The sequence below is a fragment of the Nesterenkonia sp. Act20 genome (genome assembly GCF_019173455.1).
In the GTDB taxonomy this organism is placed as follows: Bacteria; Actinomycetota; Actinomycetes; order Actinomycetales; family Micrococcaceae; genus Nesterenkonia.
In genome coordinates this window covers 1,926,041-1,942,823 of sequence record NZ_JADPQH010000001.1, presented here as the reverse complement: position 1 = coordinate 1,942,823, position 16,783 = coordinate 1,926,041, and the positions used below count along the sequence as shown (strand labels likewise).

Here is a 16,783-nt window from a genome sequence, read left to right as displayed (position 1 = left end):
CTAGTCCGGGTGCCGGCGCAGGACTGAGCGGGCGGCGTGGAAGCCCGCCATGCCGTGGGCGCCACCGCCCGGCGGGGTCGAGGCCGAGCACAGGTAGATTCCCGCGGTGGCCGGCTCAGCAGAGAGTCCCTCGGGCATGCCGGGCGCCTCGTCCCCGGCATGAGGCACCCGGTACGGGTCGGGCCTCAGGGCCGGTCGGGCCAGGAACTGACGCAGCGTCGGTGCTCCGGCGCTGATGGAGCCGCCGATCAGATTCGGGTTCCACTCCTGCAGGTCCGCCGGGCTCCACAGCTTCCGCGCCAGCACCCCGGTGCCGAAGCCTGGGGCCTGTGCCTCGATCTCAGCCTCGATCATCATCGCCGCCCGCGTCACGGCGCTGCCGGAGAGGCCCAGCGGCACATGGGCGTAGGCCCAGGCCACGGTGCGCTCATCGGGGGTCCTGGTGGGATCCGCCACGCTGGGCTGGGTCAGCAGCACGTAAGGTCTGCCGGGCAGCGTGCCCCGCACGACCGCAGCCTCAGACGCCGCGATCTGCCCAGCACCACCGCCCAGATGCACGGTGCCTGACCGGGCCACCTGCTCATGCCGCCACGGGATGGGCCCCTCGAGCAGGTAGTCGATCTTCACGATGCCGGTCCCGTAGTCCCAGCGGCTCAACGCGCGGGAGTATCCGCGCGGCAGTCGCAGTCCCCCGAAGCGACGCAGCTGCCGCGGGGTGATGTCCAGCAGCACGGCGTCGACGTCGGCCCGGGCCCTGCCGCCGGCCGCACCGTCGGCCTCCTGTCCCGCAGCACGGAGGTCCTCAAGACCCTCGATGCGTCGGCCGGTGACCAGCTTTCCGCCATGGGCCTGCAGCTCCCGGACCAGGGCGCGCACCACCTCGCCCGATCCGCCGCGCGCCACCGGCCACCCGGATGCCTGGGCTGCGCCGCCGAGCAGCAGCCCGAAGGCGGAGGTGAGCGGGCCTCGCAGGTCGGTGGTGGCGTGGCCGGCAATCCCGGCGAAGAGCGCTCGGGCAGGTTCCTCAGTGAAGATGCGCTGCACCCAGGTCGACGGCCAGGCACCGCGGGCGCCGATCTGCAGCAGCGCCTGGATCCGCTGCAGCGGCGTGTCTGCCTCCAGATTGCTCAACGGCGCGGTGACTGGGGTGAGTCCTGCTCGAAGCGTGCGCTCCCAGTCCTGCACGATCGGCTCGAACAGGCGCGTCCACGCCGCGGCGTCCGCGCCGAGGCCTGCGGCTGTCGCGGCAAGGGAAGAGTGCAGAAGGGCCGGCGGGACGCCGTCGTCGAGCCCATGGGCCGCCGGTATCTCGGGGTAGACGTACTCCAAGCCATGGCGCTGCAGTCCCGGCACCGGCGGAGGACCAAAGGGGAAGACGCTGGCACCCAGGTCGCTGATGACACCCTCGGTCCCCTGCATTCCCGCACCCTGAATTCCCGCGTCTTGCGTTCCGCCGCCCAGCTCTCCGGCGAACAGCTCAGCCGAGCGCAGCGCGCCGCCGGGCTGCTCCCCCGCTTCGAAGACCGTCACCTCCCAGCCAGCCTGGGCCAGCAGCACGGCGGAGGTGAGCCCGTTGGGGCCGGAGCCGACTACGGCTGCGCGCCGAGTCACGGCTGCGGTCCCCGCAGCTGAGCGACCAGGGCGGCGATGTTGCGGATGAACACGACCATCCAGGAGAACAGCACGGCTGCCCCGATGAGCTCCAGGGAGGTGAGGTTGTAATACCCGATCGGTTTCCAAAGTGCCACGGCGAAGATCACCGAGGCTGCGGAGAGGTAGCTGATGAGGTAGAACGTGCGAGGGAAGCCTGGCAGCAGATACGGGATGCCGAGCAGCAGCACCAGGAAGGACAGGCCGAAGACGCCTGTGAAGAGCACGTGCACGTCATGATGCAGGCTGATCGGAACGAGTCCCACCCCCGCCAGCGAGATACCCATGCCGATCATCACGGCGCGGATCATGCCGATCCGGGGTCGCGAGACGTGTCGGCTCCACGCCGCGCGGAGCCGAGCCCACCAGGGAAGGTGCCCGTCTGATCGGCGTTGCCCCTCCTGCCGCTGCTCCATCTTCGCAGCGCGCTTCGTGGTGATGTATTCGGACCAGACCTCCAGATCACGGGTGATGAAGGCAGTCAAGGTGGTGATGATCGTCCCGGAGACCACCAGCGTCGTGTTGAAGGTCCAGAACGAGGTCAGGCCCGCCGCTCCCGTTCCGAGCTCGGAGAACATCACATGCCACCAGAAGGGGTTCTCCGCAAAGATCATCGAGACCAGGACCCCGGAGACCATGAACATGGCCAGCAAGGTGGAGAGCGTGAAGGCGTTGATCCGTGCGCCGGAGTTGAACGCGAAATAGCCCGAGATCCCCCCGACGATCGCGAGCAGGACCGAGCCGGCGATGTGGTCGACGGTGAGCCCGATGAACGCCTGCTGGAAGACCCGGAACAGCCCCAGTGAGACCATCACCGCGATCGAGGCATGCACCACCAGCAGTGCCACAGTGTCCATCACCTGCCGGATTCGCGGCCTCTCACCGAGCCAGATGTTCGCCAACCGGGTGTTCAGTGAGAATCCCAGCAGGAACGCCAGCGCGGCGGTGATCCCGCCGACGACTGAGCCGTAGACCTGGATGGACTCCTCCCCCGCCAAAGGGGGCCGATCACCGGCGAAGGCGAAGAAGCCGACAGCCAGTCCGATCACAGCCCCGCCGATCGCGCACCAGATGGCACGCGACTCGATGAGCACCTGCAGCGTCGCCTGCGACTGCCCGGACCCCTCACACTGGGCGGAAGGGGCGGCCACCGGCTGGGCGGCTTCCTCCAGGGCAGCCTGCGCCGCAAGCCGGCGCGCCATGCCGTGGGAGGAGGGGGACTTGATCACTGCACCAGCCTTACCCTCGGGGATGATTCATGCAAGCTGGTTCGGTGAACTCCCAGTCAACGGACCCGCGATGATCGGGCTCAGGTCCTACACTGCCGAGCATGAGTACACAGGAGACCGGGCACTCAGGTGCTGGCGACACTTCCCCACCTCAGCGACTGCCCTCAGAGAAGCACCTGGTGGCCTACTCCGCCGAGGTCAACGCCACGGCTGAGGAGCTCTTCGCGCTGGTCTCGGATCCGCAGCGACACCATGAGCTCGACGGCTCAGGCACCGTGCAGGCCCGCGCCTTCGGGCCCCGAAGCTTGAAGACCGGGGATCGCTTCAGCGTGGCGATGCGGCTCTTCGGAGTGCCCTACCGCCTCCCGCTTCTGGTCCTGCAGTCGCAGGCGCCCTCTGGGCGGCAGGCGGGGGTGGTGGAATGGGTTCAACCCACGGGTCACCGCTGGCGCTGGGAGCTGACCCCTCTTGCCGCGGATCCCGGCCGCACGCTGGTGACAGAGTCCTACGACGCGCGCACCCAGAACCGGGTGGCTCGAAGGGGCCTGACCCTGCTCCGGGTCTATCCGCGCAATGCAGCGGGCATCAGAGCTTCCCTGGAGAAGCTGCAGGGACGCTTCAGCCGAGGCGCCTGAGGAGTCGGCCGTCCAGCCCGCGGTCACCCGCCGGAGCCCGGACGGGCAGGGACTAAGATTGGCCGCACACCAGCCCCCGCCGCCGCGAGGCCGCGAATCTCGGCCGGGTGCTCATGACAGAAGGAGAGGAGATGCATGTTCGATGTTGACACCGACCGGACCCTCGTGGCGGCGGCAGACCTGGTGAATACCACGGCCGGTCTGCGCAGCGCCACGCACAGTCCGGATCAGCTCACCACGGTGGCGCAGCTCAAGGAATATCTGAACCAGCGCGACGGCGACATCCGCTGGCCCTCGTCGAACGCGGATCGAGCACAGCTCAGCCGCGTGGTGGACCTGAGGGACAAGGTCAAGGAGATCTGGGGGGCCGCTCCCATCGAGACGGAGGCGCCGGTGGAGCTGTTGAACCAGCTCCTGAGCGGTGTGGGCCTGAAGGTGAGTCGCAGCTCCGACGGTGGACACCGTGCCGAGCCGGTCCCGGCCTCCCCTGATCTCGCTGATGTGATGACCGCGAGCATCGCGACCGCCATCCAGCACCTGGTGGTCCGCGATGAGACGGCAAGGATGCGCACCTGTAAGGGAGAGAGCTGTGATGCGATCATCATCGATCTGACCCGCAACAGGTCGCGGCTCTTCTGCGACTTCGGCAACTGCGCGAACCGAGCGCACGTGCGGGCCTACCGTGCACGTCAGGCAGCACACCGCAAAGCCCCATCGCCTCACCAGGCCAAGGCCACTCGACCCGCGCACCCTGCCGAATCCGATCTGGCGACAGATCCTCGCCTGGTCAAGCCCAGCGCAGCCGAGAAGGCTGCGCAGATCCAGGAACCCACCTCTCAGTCGGCCACTGCCGCCAAGGAGTTCAGGGAACGGATGCGCGATGAGCTGATGGAGAAGCGGAACAAGAAGTCAGGCAAGAAGTCCAAGAAGGGAAAGAAGAAGAAATAGCACCCCGGAGGGAGCTTCTGCGCTCAGCAGGACTGGCAGACCGTCACGGAAAACAGGAGGCTGTGACGTGCTGATCAGTTCTGGATCGCGAGGCTCAGGACCGGGTCAACGGCGGTCGTCGCGGCGTCCGTAGGTCGGCTCATCGCCGTCCTCGGGCTCCCCGGCGTCCCGCCGGGCCTGGGCTGCTTCCTCGGCGCGCTTGCGGCGAGCCTCTTCCCGACGCTTCGCCACCTGCGCCCGGTAGAGCTCCTCGGAGTTCCGGTTCACGCCGGAGCCTTCCGAGAGGTGCTCAGGGTTCTCCCGCGAGGCCAGGTGGAGCATCGAGATGACCAGCAGCGTGGCGATGAACGCGATGCCGAAGGCGATCAGTCCCAGGTCGAGCCGGGCGACGTTGTCGGTGCCGCCGGAGGCGGTGATGAGCGTGACGAAGCCCGCCAGAAAACCCATGGCGAAGGAGAAGATCAGCGGAGCTTTGACCGTCTCGAGCAGAGATCGGCGCCGCTTTTCGTCGTCAGCCACTGAGAGTTCCTCATTCCTGGACATCGGGATCTGCTGTCGAGCGCCGTGCACCTGCGGCGTGGCGCCCTCGATTCAATTCTACGTCCTGTAGTAGAACCGCGACGATTCAGTGCTCAGCTGGTGCGCGCGCGGCCGCGTCTGGCGTCATGAAGGAGCCCCGCGCCGCTGATCAGCAGCAGCACTGCCATGATGATCACACCGGTTCCCGCCATCCCGAGGATCCCATGCGCGTCCAGGTGGAGTCCGACGGCGAGCCCAAGCCCGGTGAGCACCCCCACCACACCGAGGATGATCTGATCCCGAGCTGGGACGAACTCCCGCCGCGCTCGAAGACCGCCGATCAGCTCGGCGAGGCCCATCGCGCCGAACCCGATCGCAGCGACCGCAGCGGCCGCCGTGGTGGTGCTCACGAAGATGACGGTGACTCCGGAGATCACCCAGGCGGCCGCCCCGAGAGCGAGCGCGCCACGCAGGGTCTGGGGCACCGACTCGACCTTGGCGTAGTCCCAGACAGCGGTCGCCCCGAACACGAAGAACGCCGCGAGGGACACCTTCAGGAGGGTGACCGTCTCCTGCTGCCAGAAGATCGCGACGACGGCGAACGCCACCGTGATGATGGCGCGCAGCCAGACGGGGCGGGTCAGTTCCTCGGCGGTGGAGGCAGGGATCTTCTTCACAGACACGCAGCCGAGTCTACCGCCGCCGTGGGCAGCCACCGATCAGCGGTGCGGGCAACGGACACCGATCAGCGGTGCTCCCCGGCGATCATCCAGCGCTCGCCGCGGGCGCGCAGCCCCAGGGATGCTCCGCGAGCGCCCATGAACAGCGCCGCAAAGCCCGCCCAGAGCCAGGCGATCGCCTCGGTGCCGCTGAACCCGGCCTCCGCGATCCACCACAGCACCGGGAGGTAGATCGCGAGGTTCGCGAGGCCGACCATCGCCAGGTACCTCACATCCCCGGCCCCCATGAGCACGCCGTCGAGCACGAAGACGAATCCCGCCAGCGGCTGTGCCGCGGCCATGACCAGCAGCGCCACGGTGATGCCGGACGCCACCTTCGCATCGGGCGTGAACAGCGCAGGGGCGAAGGGCGCCGCCACTGCGATGACACCGCCGGTGATGACGCCGAAGCCCAGTCCCCAGCGAATCATCGTCCGGGTCATCGCCTTGGCCTGGGTCACCCGAGAGGCACCGAGCTCCTTGCCGATCAGTGCCTGCGCTGCGATGGCCAGCGCGTCGAGCACGAACGCCAGCGTCGAGAAGATGGTGAAGGCGACCTGGTGCGCCGCGAGGGTCTGCGGGCCCAGGTCCGTGGCGACCAGCACGGTCGCCACGATGGCGGCGCGCAGCGACACGGTGCGCAGCATCATCCACGAGCCGACGCCTGCGGCCTGGCGCAGCGCGACCGGGTCCACTCCCAGCGGCACTCCTGCGGCGCGCATCTGCGGGACGAGCATGATCAGGTACGCGATCGCCATTCCCCACTGGGCGATCGAGGTGCCCAGAGCGGCACCGGCGGTGCCCAGTCCCAGCGGGTGCACCAGGATCAGGTTCAGCACCTGATATTGGCACCGAAGCCCACCGCGGCGACCACCAGCGGAGTCTTGGTGTCCTGCATGCCGCGCAGCATGCCGACGGCCGCGAAGACCAGCAGGATGGCGGGGATTCCGGGCAGGGACCACAGCAGGTAGTTCCAGGCATGGAGCTGCATCTCGCCGGAGCTGCCCATGGCCAGCAGCAGCTGCTCGCCGAAGGCGAGGCCGGCGAACGCGAGCACCACTCCGAGCATGATCGAGAGCCAGAGTCCATCGCGCCCCGCCGCCAGCGCGCGCTTGAGCCGACCGGCACCGATGAACCGGGCCACCGCTGGAGTGGTGGAGTAGGCGAGGAAGATCATCAGTCCGGTCACCGTGTGCATCACCGTGATGCCCAGCGCTGCTCCTGCCAGCTCGTCGACGCCCAGGCGACCGATGATCGCGGTGTCGGCGAGTAGGAACAGCGGCTCGGCGATCAGGGCACCCAGCGCGGGCACCGCGAGGGCGAGGATCTGCCGTCCGAGCGGACGGGGATCCTGAGTCTGCGGGGACATCAGCGCCGGGTCACCGGCCGATGGTCAGCGCGAATGTCACCTCGGTGCCCAGTCGGAGCAGACCTCGGGCGACGTCGAGGAGACCCTGCACGTCGTCGAGGTCCATACCGCTGTCCTCCAGGAACTGCTCCAGCTGGGGCTGCACGAAGTAGGCCATGACCAGCGCCATGACGTTGTTGAAGGCATGCAGCAGCCAGGCGTAGACCAGCGACCGGCCGGTGAGGATATAGGCCAGGGTGAAGATCGACCCCATGACCAGATAGGGCACCACGGAGATCACGGTGAGGTCCGTGGCGACGCCGGGGCTGACGAGCATCGTCACCAGCGCGGGGATGAAGTGCAGCAGCGGGAACGTGATCACGGAGATCACGCCGCAGATCCAGATGTTGATGAACCGGGAGAGCTTGCCGATGAGCAGGTGTCGGAAGAAGTACTCCTCCACATAGGGACCCAGCAGGCCCATCACCAGCACGGCGGCGAGGAACGGCACGTATTCAAGCATGCCTTCGATGGCGAGCTGGTTCGCGGAGGTCTCGGGCTCGGCGCCCATGGACAGGACGATCAGCGCGGTGAGGATCAGCGTGCCCACCCAGGCCGCCGGGATCAGCAGCAGCTTCAGCCACCAGAGGTATCCGAAGGCCTTGACCGAGCGCCAGAAGGCCTTGGCGGAGAAGGAGAGGGCCAGCGCGAAGATGAGCCCGTAGCCGATCACATTGAGCAGGAACTGCGCCTGCTGCTCCTGGGCCTCCACTCCCGAGCTGAGCATCGTGGAGAAGGGCGGCACGAGCCCCAGCAGAGCGACGCCGCCGACCAGCATCACGATGACGTAGGCCAGGAACGCGATCAGATCGGACCAGGTGAACCGTCCGGGCTCAGAGTCTCGCTGCCGCTTCCGTGGTGGTGCCGGGTGGGGCTGCTGCCAACCGTCCTGCGGCGCCTGTCCATAAAGCGGAGGCTGGCCATAGGGCTGGGACGGCTCCCCGGGATAGGGCGCCTGGCTATAGGGCGGGGACGGGTGCCCATAGGACTGGGACGGGTGCCCATAGGGACTGGAGTTCTGCGGAGGCTGAGTCATCGGGTCCCAGTTTAGTTCTGTGAGGTGAGGGGTCAGTTCTGTGAGGTGATCGGGCTCGGCGTCAGGAGTGTGGCGTTGCGCAGGTCACGAAGCTTCCGCGCCTGGGCGGCCACGGCGTGATCCTCATCGGTGATCGGCTCCCATGGAGCGATCTGCCGCGCGGAGCCGGTTCCGTCGGGGGAGACCATCACGGGCAGCCCGTAGGCGACCACCGCGGGGTTCTTCTCACGGCGATCTCCGGCCCGAACGCGGACCAGGATATGCATGGACTTCGCACCGGTGAGCACGATGCGGGCATCGACCTCCACCAGGTCTCCAATGGTGATGGGCCGGTAGAAGCGCACACCTCCGGTGAGCACCGCCGCTGCGTCGTGGCCGGAGTAGCGCTGGGCGCAGATCTCGGCGGTCTTGTCGATCCACTTCATCACCGCACCACCGCGGATCTTGCCGTCGGGATAACGCTCATCCGTGTCGGCGAGGAAACGCATGGTCAGCGCCTCGGAGGTGCCCATGCCCTCGGGCAGCGCCCGGATGACCTCCTCCATCTCGCGGCGGTAGACCATGCGCTGGGAGGCATCGAGATCACGGCGACGCTCCAGCTCCGTCTGCGGCTCGAAGGGCACGGCCTCGGCGGGCTCGCCGTCCTCGCCGACCGCCACGTAGATCATGAAGCATTCCGTGCAGACCACCCATCCCTCATCCTTGCGGATCAGCACACGGGTCTGGATATGCACGGAGGTGCGGCCGGTGTGCACCACGCGCGCCTGCACCGTCACCGGCGTCTCGCGCGGAACCGGCACCGTGAAGTGCATGTTTCCGACATAGGAGGTGACACAGTCGGATCGCGTCCAGGAGGCGGCACAGGCGTAGGCGGTCTTGTCGATCCAGTCCACGATCACGCCTGCGGCCACATAGGAGTCGCTCGAGGTGCCCGTGACCTCTCGGAAAGTCAGTTCGATGCTGCTGCGCCGCGCCATGACAAAGACGCTAGCACCCTCGCATGGGAGACCTGCGCCATAGGTCAGAACCCACCGGGTGTATATCGTGGACCCTAGAGCCCTAGGATGGAGCACCGTGTCCGCACGGACTCCTCCCTGTCCTGGGTGACCATCCGACTTTCGAGACATCTCAGCGTGAGGCAGATATGCACCCCTTTGAGAATCCGTTCCGACACAGCGCCGAGGCGAAACGCCACGCGCTGCGTCATTTCCGCACCGTGATCTTCGACATGGACGGGGTCGTCACCGATACGGCTGGCGTTCACACACGGGCGTGGAAGGAGCTCTTCGACGCCGCACTGCCGGAGATCGCCGGGTCCCCGCAGCCCGAGTTCACCGAGGAGGACTACCTCAACTATGTCGACGGGCGCCCGCGCGAGGACGGAGTCCGCTCCCTGCTGAAGGCCAGGAACCTCGAGGTGCCCGAGGGAAGCCTCGATGACACCGCAGAGACGCTGAGCATCCACGGGCTCGCGGCACGCAAGCAGGGGTACTTCGAAGCCGTCCTCGCCCGCGACGGCGTGGAGGTCTTCACCACCACGGTTGAGCTCATTGAAGAGCTGCGCAAGGACGGAATCCCCACAGCCCTGGTGACCTCCTCGCGCAACGGACGCGAAGTCCTCACCATCGCTGGACTCCTGGACGCCTTCACCGTGATCGTGGACGGCTCCGACGCGCTGGAGCTGGGCCTGCCGGGCAAGCCGAACCCCCATATGTTCCTCCACGCCGCCGAGCTGCTGCGCGTGGAACCCCAGGACGCCATCGTGATCGAAGATGCGGCCTCCGGCGTCCAGGCAGGTCGCGCCGGTGACTTCGGCATGGTCATCGGGCTCAACCGCGGCGAGGACCCGGCCCGGCTGAAGGAGGCGGGCGCCGACGTCGTCGTCACCGATCTCGCGGTGATGAACCTCGCGTCGCGCACCACCCGTCCCTACGACTCCGACTGGGTGCTCTCCTATGACGGGTTCGACCCGAAGCTGGAGCCCACGCGCGAGGTGCTGATGGCGATGGCCAACGGCTACTGGGGCACCCGCGGGCACTATCCGGGCACCGCGGCCGACGCCACCCACTATCCGGGCAGCTATATCGCGGGCGTCTTCAACCGGCTCAAGACGGATCTGATGGGCAAGACCGTGGAGACCGAGCACATGGTCAATGTTCCGGACTGGACCTTCCTACAGGTCACCCCGGAGGCCGGCACTCCCCTGCTGCCCGGCTCCCCCGAGCTGATCGCCTACCACCAGGAACTCGACATGCGCCGCGGCCTGGTCACCAGGATCGCCCGCTACCAGGACCTGCATGGGCGGCGCACCAAGGTGACCATGCGCCAGTTCCATTCGCTGGCCGGGGTGCAGATCGCCGGCCTCGAGATGAAGCTCGAGGCCGAGAACTGGTCGGGCAACGTCAATGTGCGCTCGATGATCGATGGCCGCGTGGCCAACCGCAACGTCGACGCCGACCGTGAACTTGCCGGCAATCACCTGGACCCGGTGCAGTCCCGCGAGGTCGATGGCGAGACGGTGCTGCTGGAGACCCAGACCAACCAGTCCCAGGTGCGCATCGCCCTGGCCACCCGCACCTCGGTGACCACCTCGGGCACCGGCAACCCGATGCGCCGCCCGATCCACGAGGGCGAGCTGGTGGCCGGCCACGACATCTCGCTGGCGCTGGAATCCGGCAAGCCCGTCATTCTGGAGAAGATCGCCGCGGTCTCGAACTCCCATGACCACGCGATCTCCACCGTCTGGCACAACGCGGTCAAGAAGGTGCAGCGGGCCTCGAGCTTCCGCACCATCCTGACCTATCACGAGGAGATGTGGGGCGTGCTGTGGCACCGCTTCGCGGTCTCCATCGGTGAGGACCCCTCGCGCCAGCAGATGGCGCTGAACCTGCACACGTTCCACGTGCTGCAGACGGCCTTCGGCGCGCGCCATGACCTCGATGCCACCCTCCCGGCCCGCGGGCTCACCGGTGAGGGCTACCGCGGGCACCTGTTCTGGGACGAGATGTTCATGTACCCGATGCTCACGCTGCGCCGCCCGGAGCTCACCCGTGGTCTGCTGCTCTACCGCTACCGGCGGCTCAGCGAGGCCCGCTCGATGGCCCGCAGCGAGGGCTATGACGGGGCGATGTTCCCCTGGCAGGCCGGGTCCGATGGCCGTGAGGAGACCCCGAGCGAGCTGTGGAACCCACGTTCGGGCATGTGGATGCCGGACAACTCGCACCGCCAGCGCCACGTCTCGCTGGCGATCGCGTATTCGGTGCTGCAGTACTTCGAGACCACGCAGGATTACACGTTCCTCGCCGACTACGGCGCAGAGATCCTGGTGGAGATCTCCCGGTTCTTCGTCTCCATGACCACCTACGACGCCGAGGCCGACCGGTTCAGCATCGAGGGCGTCATGGGCCCGGATGAGTACCATGACGGCTATCCCGACGCCCACGGCGCGGGCGTCCGCGACAATGCCTACACCAATGTGCTGACCTCCTGGATGCTGCGCCACACCTCGCGGCTGGTGCGCGATCTGGATGGCCGTGATGATCCGCTCTCCGAGTGGCTGGACATCTTTGAGGACGAGCTCGATCACTGGGAGCACATCGCCCAGCGGTTGCACGTGCCCTTCCATGAGGACAATGTGATCAGCCAGTTCGCCGGCTATGAGGACCTGGAGGAGTTCGACTGGGAGGGCTACCGCGCCAAGTACGGCAACATCGGCCGGCTCGACCTGATCCTTCAGGCCGAAGGTGACTCCACCAATCGGTACAAGCTCTCCAAGCAGGCCGACGTGCTCATGCTCTGCTACATCTTCTCCGCAGATGAGCTCGTCGAGACCCTGGACCACATGGGGTACACGCTCTCCATGGAGGACTTTGCGAAGACCGTGGAGTACTACCTGGCCCGGTCCTCACACGGCTCCACGCTCTCCCGGCTGGTCCATGGCTGGGTGGCGGCGCGGTTCGACCGCTCCGGCTCCTGGAACCTGTTCAAGGAGGCGCTGGAGGCGGACCTCGCAGACACCCAGGGAGGCACCACCCGCGAGGGCGTGCACCTCGGCGCCATGGCCGGCACCGTGGACATGGTGCTGCGCTGCTACGGCGGCGTGGAGACCCGCGCAGATGCGCTCTGGCTGCACCCGCTGCTGCCCGACGAGCTGCCAGCGCTGACCTTCCGGATGCGCTACCGCAACCAGCCCATCGTGGTGTCCATCAATCACGACGAGGTCCAGCTGAACCTCTCCGAAGGCTCCGCGGAGCCCATCGACGTCAACGTCGAAGGCACGCGCAAGACCCTTGCCCCGGGCGAGAAGTGGGCGGTGAAGCTGGCCCACTCGGCGCGAGTGCACCAGCGCCAGCCCGCCGGAGTCTGAACCCGGGGTCTGAACCCGGGGTCTGAACCCGCAGGCAGCTCAACAGCAGACCACCGACGACGGCGGCCGCTCACTCATCCGAGGTGGGCGGCCGCCGTCGTCGTGCTGTCGAACCTGAGAATCTCAGCCGAAGAGGCCGACCAGGGTGAAGTAGAACACCGACGGTCCCAGCAGACAGCCCAGACCGGTGTAGAAGGTCGCGGTCATCGCGCCGTAGGGCACGAGCCGCTTGTCGGTCGCGGCCAGACCGCCCGCGACGCCGGAGGTGGTGCCCATCAGACCGCCGTAGGCCATAGCCGACTTCGGGTTGTTCAGCCCGATGAACGGCGCGATCAGCGGGGTGCACACCATGACCACCACAGCCTTGATCAGCCCGGCCGCCACGGAGAGAGCGATGACCTCCGAGCTGGCTCCGATCGCGGTGCCGGTGACCGGTCCGACGATGTAGGTCGCGGCACCGGCTCCGATGGTCGCCATCGATTCCGGATCGGTGTAGCCGAAGGCCGCGGCCACGGCGGCGCCGACCACGAAGGAGACCAGGATCCCGGCGATCAGGGCGATCACGCCGGCGGCTCCGGACTTCTTGATCTCCTGGAGGTCCACGCCATAGGCGGTGGCGACGATGGCGAAGTCGCGCAGCATGGCCCCGCCCATCAGACCCAGCCCGCTGAAGATCGCGATGTCGGCCAGGCCGTCCTCTCCTCCGGTCTGGATCCCGCCGAGGTAGGCGAGCACCAGGCCCAGCATGATGGCGATGGCGGAGCCTTGCAGCCGCCCCCTGGTCAGGGTCTTGGACAGCCACCCGGAGAGCAGCATGAGGGCTCCGACCACCACGAAGGCGAAGAGCAGGCCATTGCGTTCGAGCACGTCTGCGACGATCTCCATCTCAGGCCTCCTGCTTCTCTTCTTCGGTCATCGGCGGCAGCGCTTCAGACTGACCTCCGACGCGGGCGATCACGGGCACCAGCGCAGCTCCTGCGGCGAGGGCCCCGAGTCCTGCGATCGCGGCCATGGGACCGCCGCCGATGGCTTCGGCCACGTTCTGCGTAGAGGCCATGGCGATCACGATCGGAATGTACAGGGCGCTCCAGAACAGCACCCCCTGTTCGGTGGGCTTGGGGAACAGGCCGCGCTTGCGCAGCCGGTCTGTGGCCACCACGAGGAGGATCATGGCGAAGCCGACCCCGCCCACATTGGCGTCCACTCCGACCAGGACGCCCAGGCCGTCACCGATCAGCATTCCTATGAGCATGCACAGCGCCAGCGCTGCAACTCCATAGAGAACCATCTATTTCTCCAGACGTAGATAAGAGGACTTCGGCGCACCATCAGGCGCTGAAGAGGTCCGTGTACTGCTTGCGGAGCTCGGCCTTCTGGACCTTGCCCATGACATTGCGGGGGAGCGCATCCACGAAGCAAACGGCGCGCGGCTGCTTGAAGCGGGCCAGCTCACCGGCCAGGGCTTCGAGGATCTGCGCCTCATCGGGGGCGCCCTCGGGCGCGGGGACGACGACTGCGACGAGCCCTTCGCCCAGATCGGGGTGGGGCACTCCGATCACCGCAGACTCGGTCACCCCGGGCTGATCATCGATGAGCCCCTCCACCTCTTTGGGATAGATGTTGAACCCACCGGAGATCACCAGGTCCTTGTCCCTTCCGACGATGCTCAGGTACCCCTGCTCGTCGATGGTGCCGAGGTCCCCGGTGATGAAGAAGCCGTCTTCGCGGAACTCCTCGGCGGTCTTCTCCGGCATGTTCCAGTAGCCGGCGAAGACGTTGGGGCCGCGCACCTCGATGATGCCGACCTCTCCCTGCGGCAGGGCCTCGCCGGTCTCGCGGGCGGTGATCCGCACCTCGACCCCGGGCAGCGGATGACCCACAGTTCCCGGTCGGCGCGGACCTCCCCGGTAAGGGTTGGAGGTGTTCATCCCGGTCTCGGTCATCCCGTAGCGCTCCAGGATGGCGTGGCCGGTGCGGGCCTGGAAGGCCTCATGATCGGCGGCCAGCAGCGGGGCAGAGCCGGAGACGAAGAGCCGCATGCCGGAGCAGGTCTCCTCGCCGAGCCGGTCCGAACCGAGCAGCCGGGTGTAGAACGTGGGGACCCCCATCAGCACGGTGGCACCCACGGTGGAGTCCGTCATCGCATCGAGGACGTCGGCGACGTCGAACTTGGGAAGCCAGATCATCGAGGCGCCTGCGGTGAGCGTCATGTTCACGGCGACGAAGAGCCCGTGGATGTGGAAGATCGGCAGCGCGTGGATGAGCACGTCCTCGGCGGTGAACTCCCAGGTCTTCAGCAGCGAAGCGCAGTTGGCGGCGAGGTTCTGGTTGGTCAGCACGGCACCCTTGGAGCGGCCCGTGGTGCCCGAGGTGTAGAGGATCGCACCAGGGTCCTCGGGGAGTCGCGACGCGATCTCGCGATGTTCCTGCTCGGCGGCGAGCAGAGTGCCCTCTCCCGTGGTGCCGAGGGTCTCGACGACGATGCCGTCCTTGCCGCGGACGACATGGTCGGCGGCCTGGATCGGGTCACAGACCAGCACCCGCGGCGCGGCATCGGACATGAAATAGTCCATCTCCGCACCGGTGTAGGCAGTGTTCAGCGGCAGGTACACCCCACCGACCTGCAGCGTGGCGAGGTAGAGCGCGATGGCCTCGGGGGACTTCTCCACCTGCGCGGCGACCCGGTCTCCCGGGGTGACGCCGTCTCCGATGAGCTTCGAGGCGATCCGCCGCGAGGTGTGCAGCACCTCGGCGTAGGACAGCGTCGCTCCGCCGGGCAGATGGAACAGCGCCTTGTCGGGCTGCTCCTCGGCCCGGGCGAGGAAGCCCTGGTAGATGCCGCTGAGCGTGTGATCGGTTGCTGGTTCTTCCACTGCGGTGGTTCCTTTCGTGCTGCTGGTCTGGGCGTCTGCCGCGGGCAGCAGCTGGGAGACGCGTGCTCCCAGCGCCACCGTGGCGTTCCTGACGTAGTCTTCGTGCCGCTGCTCCACGAGTCCCGGCTCGTAGCGGTAGTTGATCATCGCGCCGTAGGACTGGTCCCACATGTAGTCGGCCGTGCTGGCGGGCCAGTGCAGCTGCCAGGCCGTGGCCCCATTGCCCAGGTGGAACCGGGCCACGGAATCCAGGGGCTGACCGTCGGCGCGGCGCTCGACGGCGATGTATTGCGCGAGTGCCGAGGCGAGGCGGGCGCGCAGGTCTTCAACCTCGGCGTCGGAGAGCTGCGCGGCGGATTCGTGACGCTCGAGCTCCGCGGAGAGTTCGTGCAGTGCGCCTCGTTCCGAGTCAGCTGACTGCTCGCGCAGCCACCTCCTGAACCCAGGAATCGGTGAGAGCGTGACGAACTGCTCGAGGTGCGGCAGTTCGGTGGAGACCTGATCGATGACCTGTTTGATGAGCAGGCTGCCGAAGGAGATCCCCGCCAGTCCGTCGAGTGCGTTGTTGATCGAGTACAGCACCGCGGTGTCCGCCTTGCCGGGGGACAGCGCCTCGGTGGGCGCGAGCAGCGGCTCGATGGCGCCGGGGATGCCCTTGACCAGCGCCACCTCCACGAAGATCAGCGGCAGGTCCCCGGTCGCGGGGTGGAAGAAGGCATAGCAGGTCCGGTCCTTGGGACGCAGCCTCCGCTTGAGGTCGTTCATGTCCAGCATGGGGTGGACCTTCTCGGAGGCGAGCAGGTGCTGGCGCATCTCCCGGGGTGCATCCCAGCCCACCTGCTCCATGCGCAGAAAGCCGCGATTGAACCAGGAGCTCAACAGATGTCGGAAGTCACGGTCCAGGGGCGCCAGATCCGGGTGCTCGCGCAGCAGTCGGCGCAGGTCGGCCCTCATGTTCACCAGATGCAGCGTGGCTCCGTCCGCGTGGTTCAGCCGGCGCAGCAGCTGCTGGCGGCGCGGTTCACTGGCGTCGAAGAGGTCGGCGAGCTCCGCCTGCCCGCGGGTCTGCTCCCACCGCTGGTACGCCTCACGCAGCGTGTCGTCGTTCACCGCGTAGGAGGTGAGCATATGGCTGAAGAACGTCACGCGATCGGCGTCGTCCTCCAAATCTCGGTAGGAGGCGAGCGCGCGATCGGCGACGGCGCGCATCGATGCCTCCCCGATGTCGCCCATGAGCACGTCACAGGCGGCGGTGAGCTGTTCCAGGGGGGCCGGCTCGTCACCGTCTGACTCTGCGGGGCCACGGCTGCCGCCCAGGGAGCGCAGCAGATCCGAGAGTACCCAGCCTTGGATTGCCGGCATGCCGCCTCCTTCCGTGTATAACAGGTGTTCTGATGTAT

General features: G+C 67.4%; 12 protein-coding genes and 1 pseudogene. 3 read left to right on the top strand and 10 right to left on the bottom strand.

The genetic code is table 11. From position 1 onward, the window contains the following. On the bottom strand, positions 1-1,611 hold the full coding sequence (locus IY716_RS08945) for an NAD(P)/FAD-dependent oxidoreductase (RefSeq protein WP_218221180.1): 1,611 nt from the start codon (positions 1,609-1,611) through the stop codon (positions 1-3). Further along, positions 1,608-2,879 (bottom strand): hypothetical protein, encoded by a 1,272-nt coding sequence (locus IY716_RS08940; protein ID WP_218221179.1) that lies wholly within the window; start codon positions 2,877-2,879, stop codon positions 1,608-1,610. The genes IY716_RS08945 and IY716_RS08940 overlap by 4 nt, the downstream gene beginning before the upstream one ends. Positions 2,880-2,980: 101 nt before the next feature. Here IY716_RS08940 and IY716_RS08935 point away from each other — a divergent pair, with 101 nt between their 5' ends. Both IY716_RS08935 and IY716_RS08930 read left to right on the top strand, forming a co-directional pair. After that, on the top strand, positions 2,981-3,514 hold the full coding sequence (locus IY716_RS08935) for a dimethyladenosine transferase (RefSeq protein ID WP_218221178.1): 534 nt from the start codon (positions 2,981-2,983) through the stop codon (positions 3,512-3,514). 135 nt (positions 3,515-3,649) lie between these two features. After that, positions 3,650-4,462: a CGNR zinc finger domain-containing protein gene (locus IY716_RS08930; protein ID WP_218221177.1), complete on the top strand. Its 813-nt coding sequence runs from the start codon at positions 3,650-3,652 to the stop codon at positions 4,460-4,462. Between the two features lie 105 nt (positions 4,463-4,567). Here the strand turns inward: IY716_RS08930 and IY716_RS08925 are convergent, their stop codons facing one another. From IY716_RS08925 to IY716_RS08905, 5 genes and pseudogenes are all read right to left on the bottom strand, one after another. Continuing rightward, positions 4,568-4,981 carry a hypothetical protein gene (locus IY716_RS08925; protein WP_218221176.1) on the bottom strand — a complete coding sequence of 138 codons (414 nt, stop codon included), beginning with the start codon at positions 4,979-4,981 and terminating at the stop codon, positions 4,568-4,570. A gap of 113 nt (positions 4,982-5,094) precedes the next feature. Further along, positions 5,095-5,664 carry a hypothetical protein gene (locus IY716_RS08920; RefSeq protein WP_218221175.1) on the bottom strand — a complete coding sequence of 190 codons (570 nt, stop codon included), beginning with the start codon at positions 5,662-5,664 and terminating at the stop codon, positions 5,095-5,097. A gap of 62 nt (positions 5,665-5,726) precedes the next feature. Continuing rightward, a pseudogene (locus IY716_RS08915) lies at positions 5,727-7,069 on the bottom strand (MATE family efflux transporter). Positions 7,070-7,079: 10 nt separating this feature from the next. Next, positions 7,080-8,144 carry a type II CAAX prenyl endopeptidase Rce1 family protein gene (locus tag IY716_RS08910; RefSeq protein ID WP_218221174.1) on the bottom strand — a complete coding sequence of 355 codons (1,065 nt, stop codon included), beginning with the start codon at positions 8,142-8,144 and terminating at the stop codon, positions 7,080-7,082. Between the two features lie 32 nt (positions 8,145-8,176). Further along, positions 8,177-9,121, bottom strand: coding sequence for an acyl-CoA thioesterase (locus tag IY716_RS08905; RefSeq protein ID WP_218221173.1), 945 nt, complete (start codon positions 9,119-9,121; stop codon positions 8,177-8,179). Positions 9,122-9,288: 167 nt separating this feature from the next. Here IY716_RS08905 and IY716_RS08900 point away from each other — a divergent pair, with 167 nt between their 5' ends. Next, positions 9,289-12,510, top strand: coding sequence for a beta-phosphoglucomutase family hydrolase (locus tag IY716_RS08900; RefSeq protein WP_218221172.1), 3,222 nt, complete (start codon positions 9,289-9,291; stop codon positions 12,508-12,510). A gap of 123 nt (positions 12,511-12,633) precedes the next feature. Here IY716_RS08900 and madM read toward each other — a convergent pair whose 3' ends face one another. The 3 genes from madM to IY716_RS08885 are packed head-to-tail and all read right to left on the bottom strand — an operon-like array spanning position 12,634 to position 16,745. Next, the gene (gene madM, locus IY716_RS08895) at positions 12,634-13,395 is read right to left on the bottom strand and encodes a malonate transporter subunit MadM (RefSeq protein ID WP_218221171.1); all 762 of its coding nucleotides are present in this window, start codon (positions 13,393-13,395) and stop codon (positions 12,634-12,636) included. Between the two features lies 1 nt (position 13,396). Then, on the bottom strand, positions 13,397-13,798 hold the full coding sequence (gene madL / locus IY716_RS08890) for a malonate transporter subunit MadL (RefSeq protein ID WP_218221170.1): 402 nt from the start codon (positions 13,796-13,798) through the stop codon (positions 13,397-13,399). A 40-nt stretch (positions 13,799-13,838) separates the two neighbouring features. Next, on the bottom strand, positions 13,839-16,745 hold the full coding sequence (locus tag IY716_RS08885) for an AMP-binding protein (RefSeq protein ID WP_218221169.1): 2,907 nt from the start codon (positions 16,743-16,745) through the stop codon (positions 13,839-13,841). Positions 16,746-16,783: the final 38 nt, after the last annotated feature.

Bases quoted from the DNA above. Each gene is read 5' to 3' on its own strand.
- IY716_RS08935 (WP_218221178.1), top strand. From the start codon at position 2,981: ATGAGTACACAGGAGACCGGGCACTCAGGTGCTGGCGACACTTCCCCA.
- IY716_RS08930 (WP_218221177.1), top strand. From the start codon at position 3,650: ATGTTCGATGTTGACACCGACCGGACCCTCGTGGCGGCGGCAGACCTG.
- IY716_RS08910 (WP_218221174.1), bottom strand. From the start codon at position 8,144: ATGACTCAGCCTCCGCAGAACTCCAGTCCCTATGGGCACCCGTCCCAG.
- IY716_RS08905 (WP_218221173.1), bottom strand. From the start codon at position 9,121: ATGGCGCGGCGCAGCAGCATCGAACTGACTTTCCGAGAGGTCACGGGC.
- IY716_RS08900 (WP_218221172.1), top strand. From the start codon at position 9,289: ATGCACCCCTTTGAGAATCCGTTCCGACACAGCGCCGAGGCGAAACGC.
- madM (WP_218221171.1), bottom strand. From the start codon at position 13,395: ATGGAGATCGTCGCAGACGTGCTCGAACGCAATGGCCTGCTCTTCGCC.
- madL (WP_218221170.1), bottom strand. From the start codon at position 13,798: ATGGTTCTCTATGGAGTTGCAGCGCTGGCGCTGTGCATGCTCATAGGA.
- IY716_RS08885 (WP_218221169.1), bottom strand. From the start codon at position 16,745: ATGCCGGCAATCCAAGGCTGGGTACTCTCGGATCTGCTGCGCTCCCTG.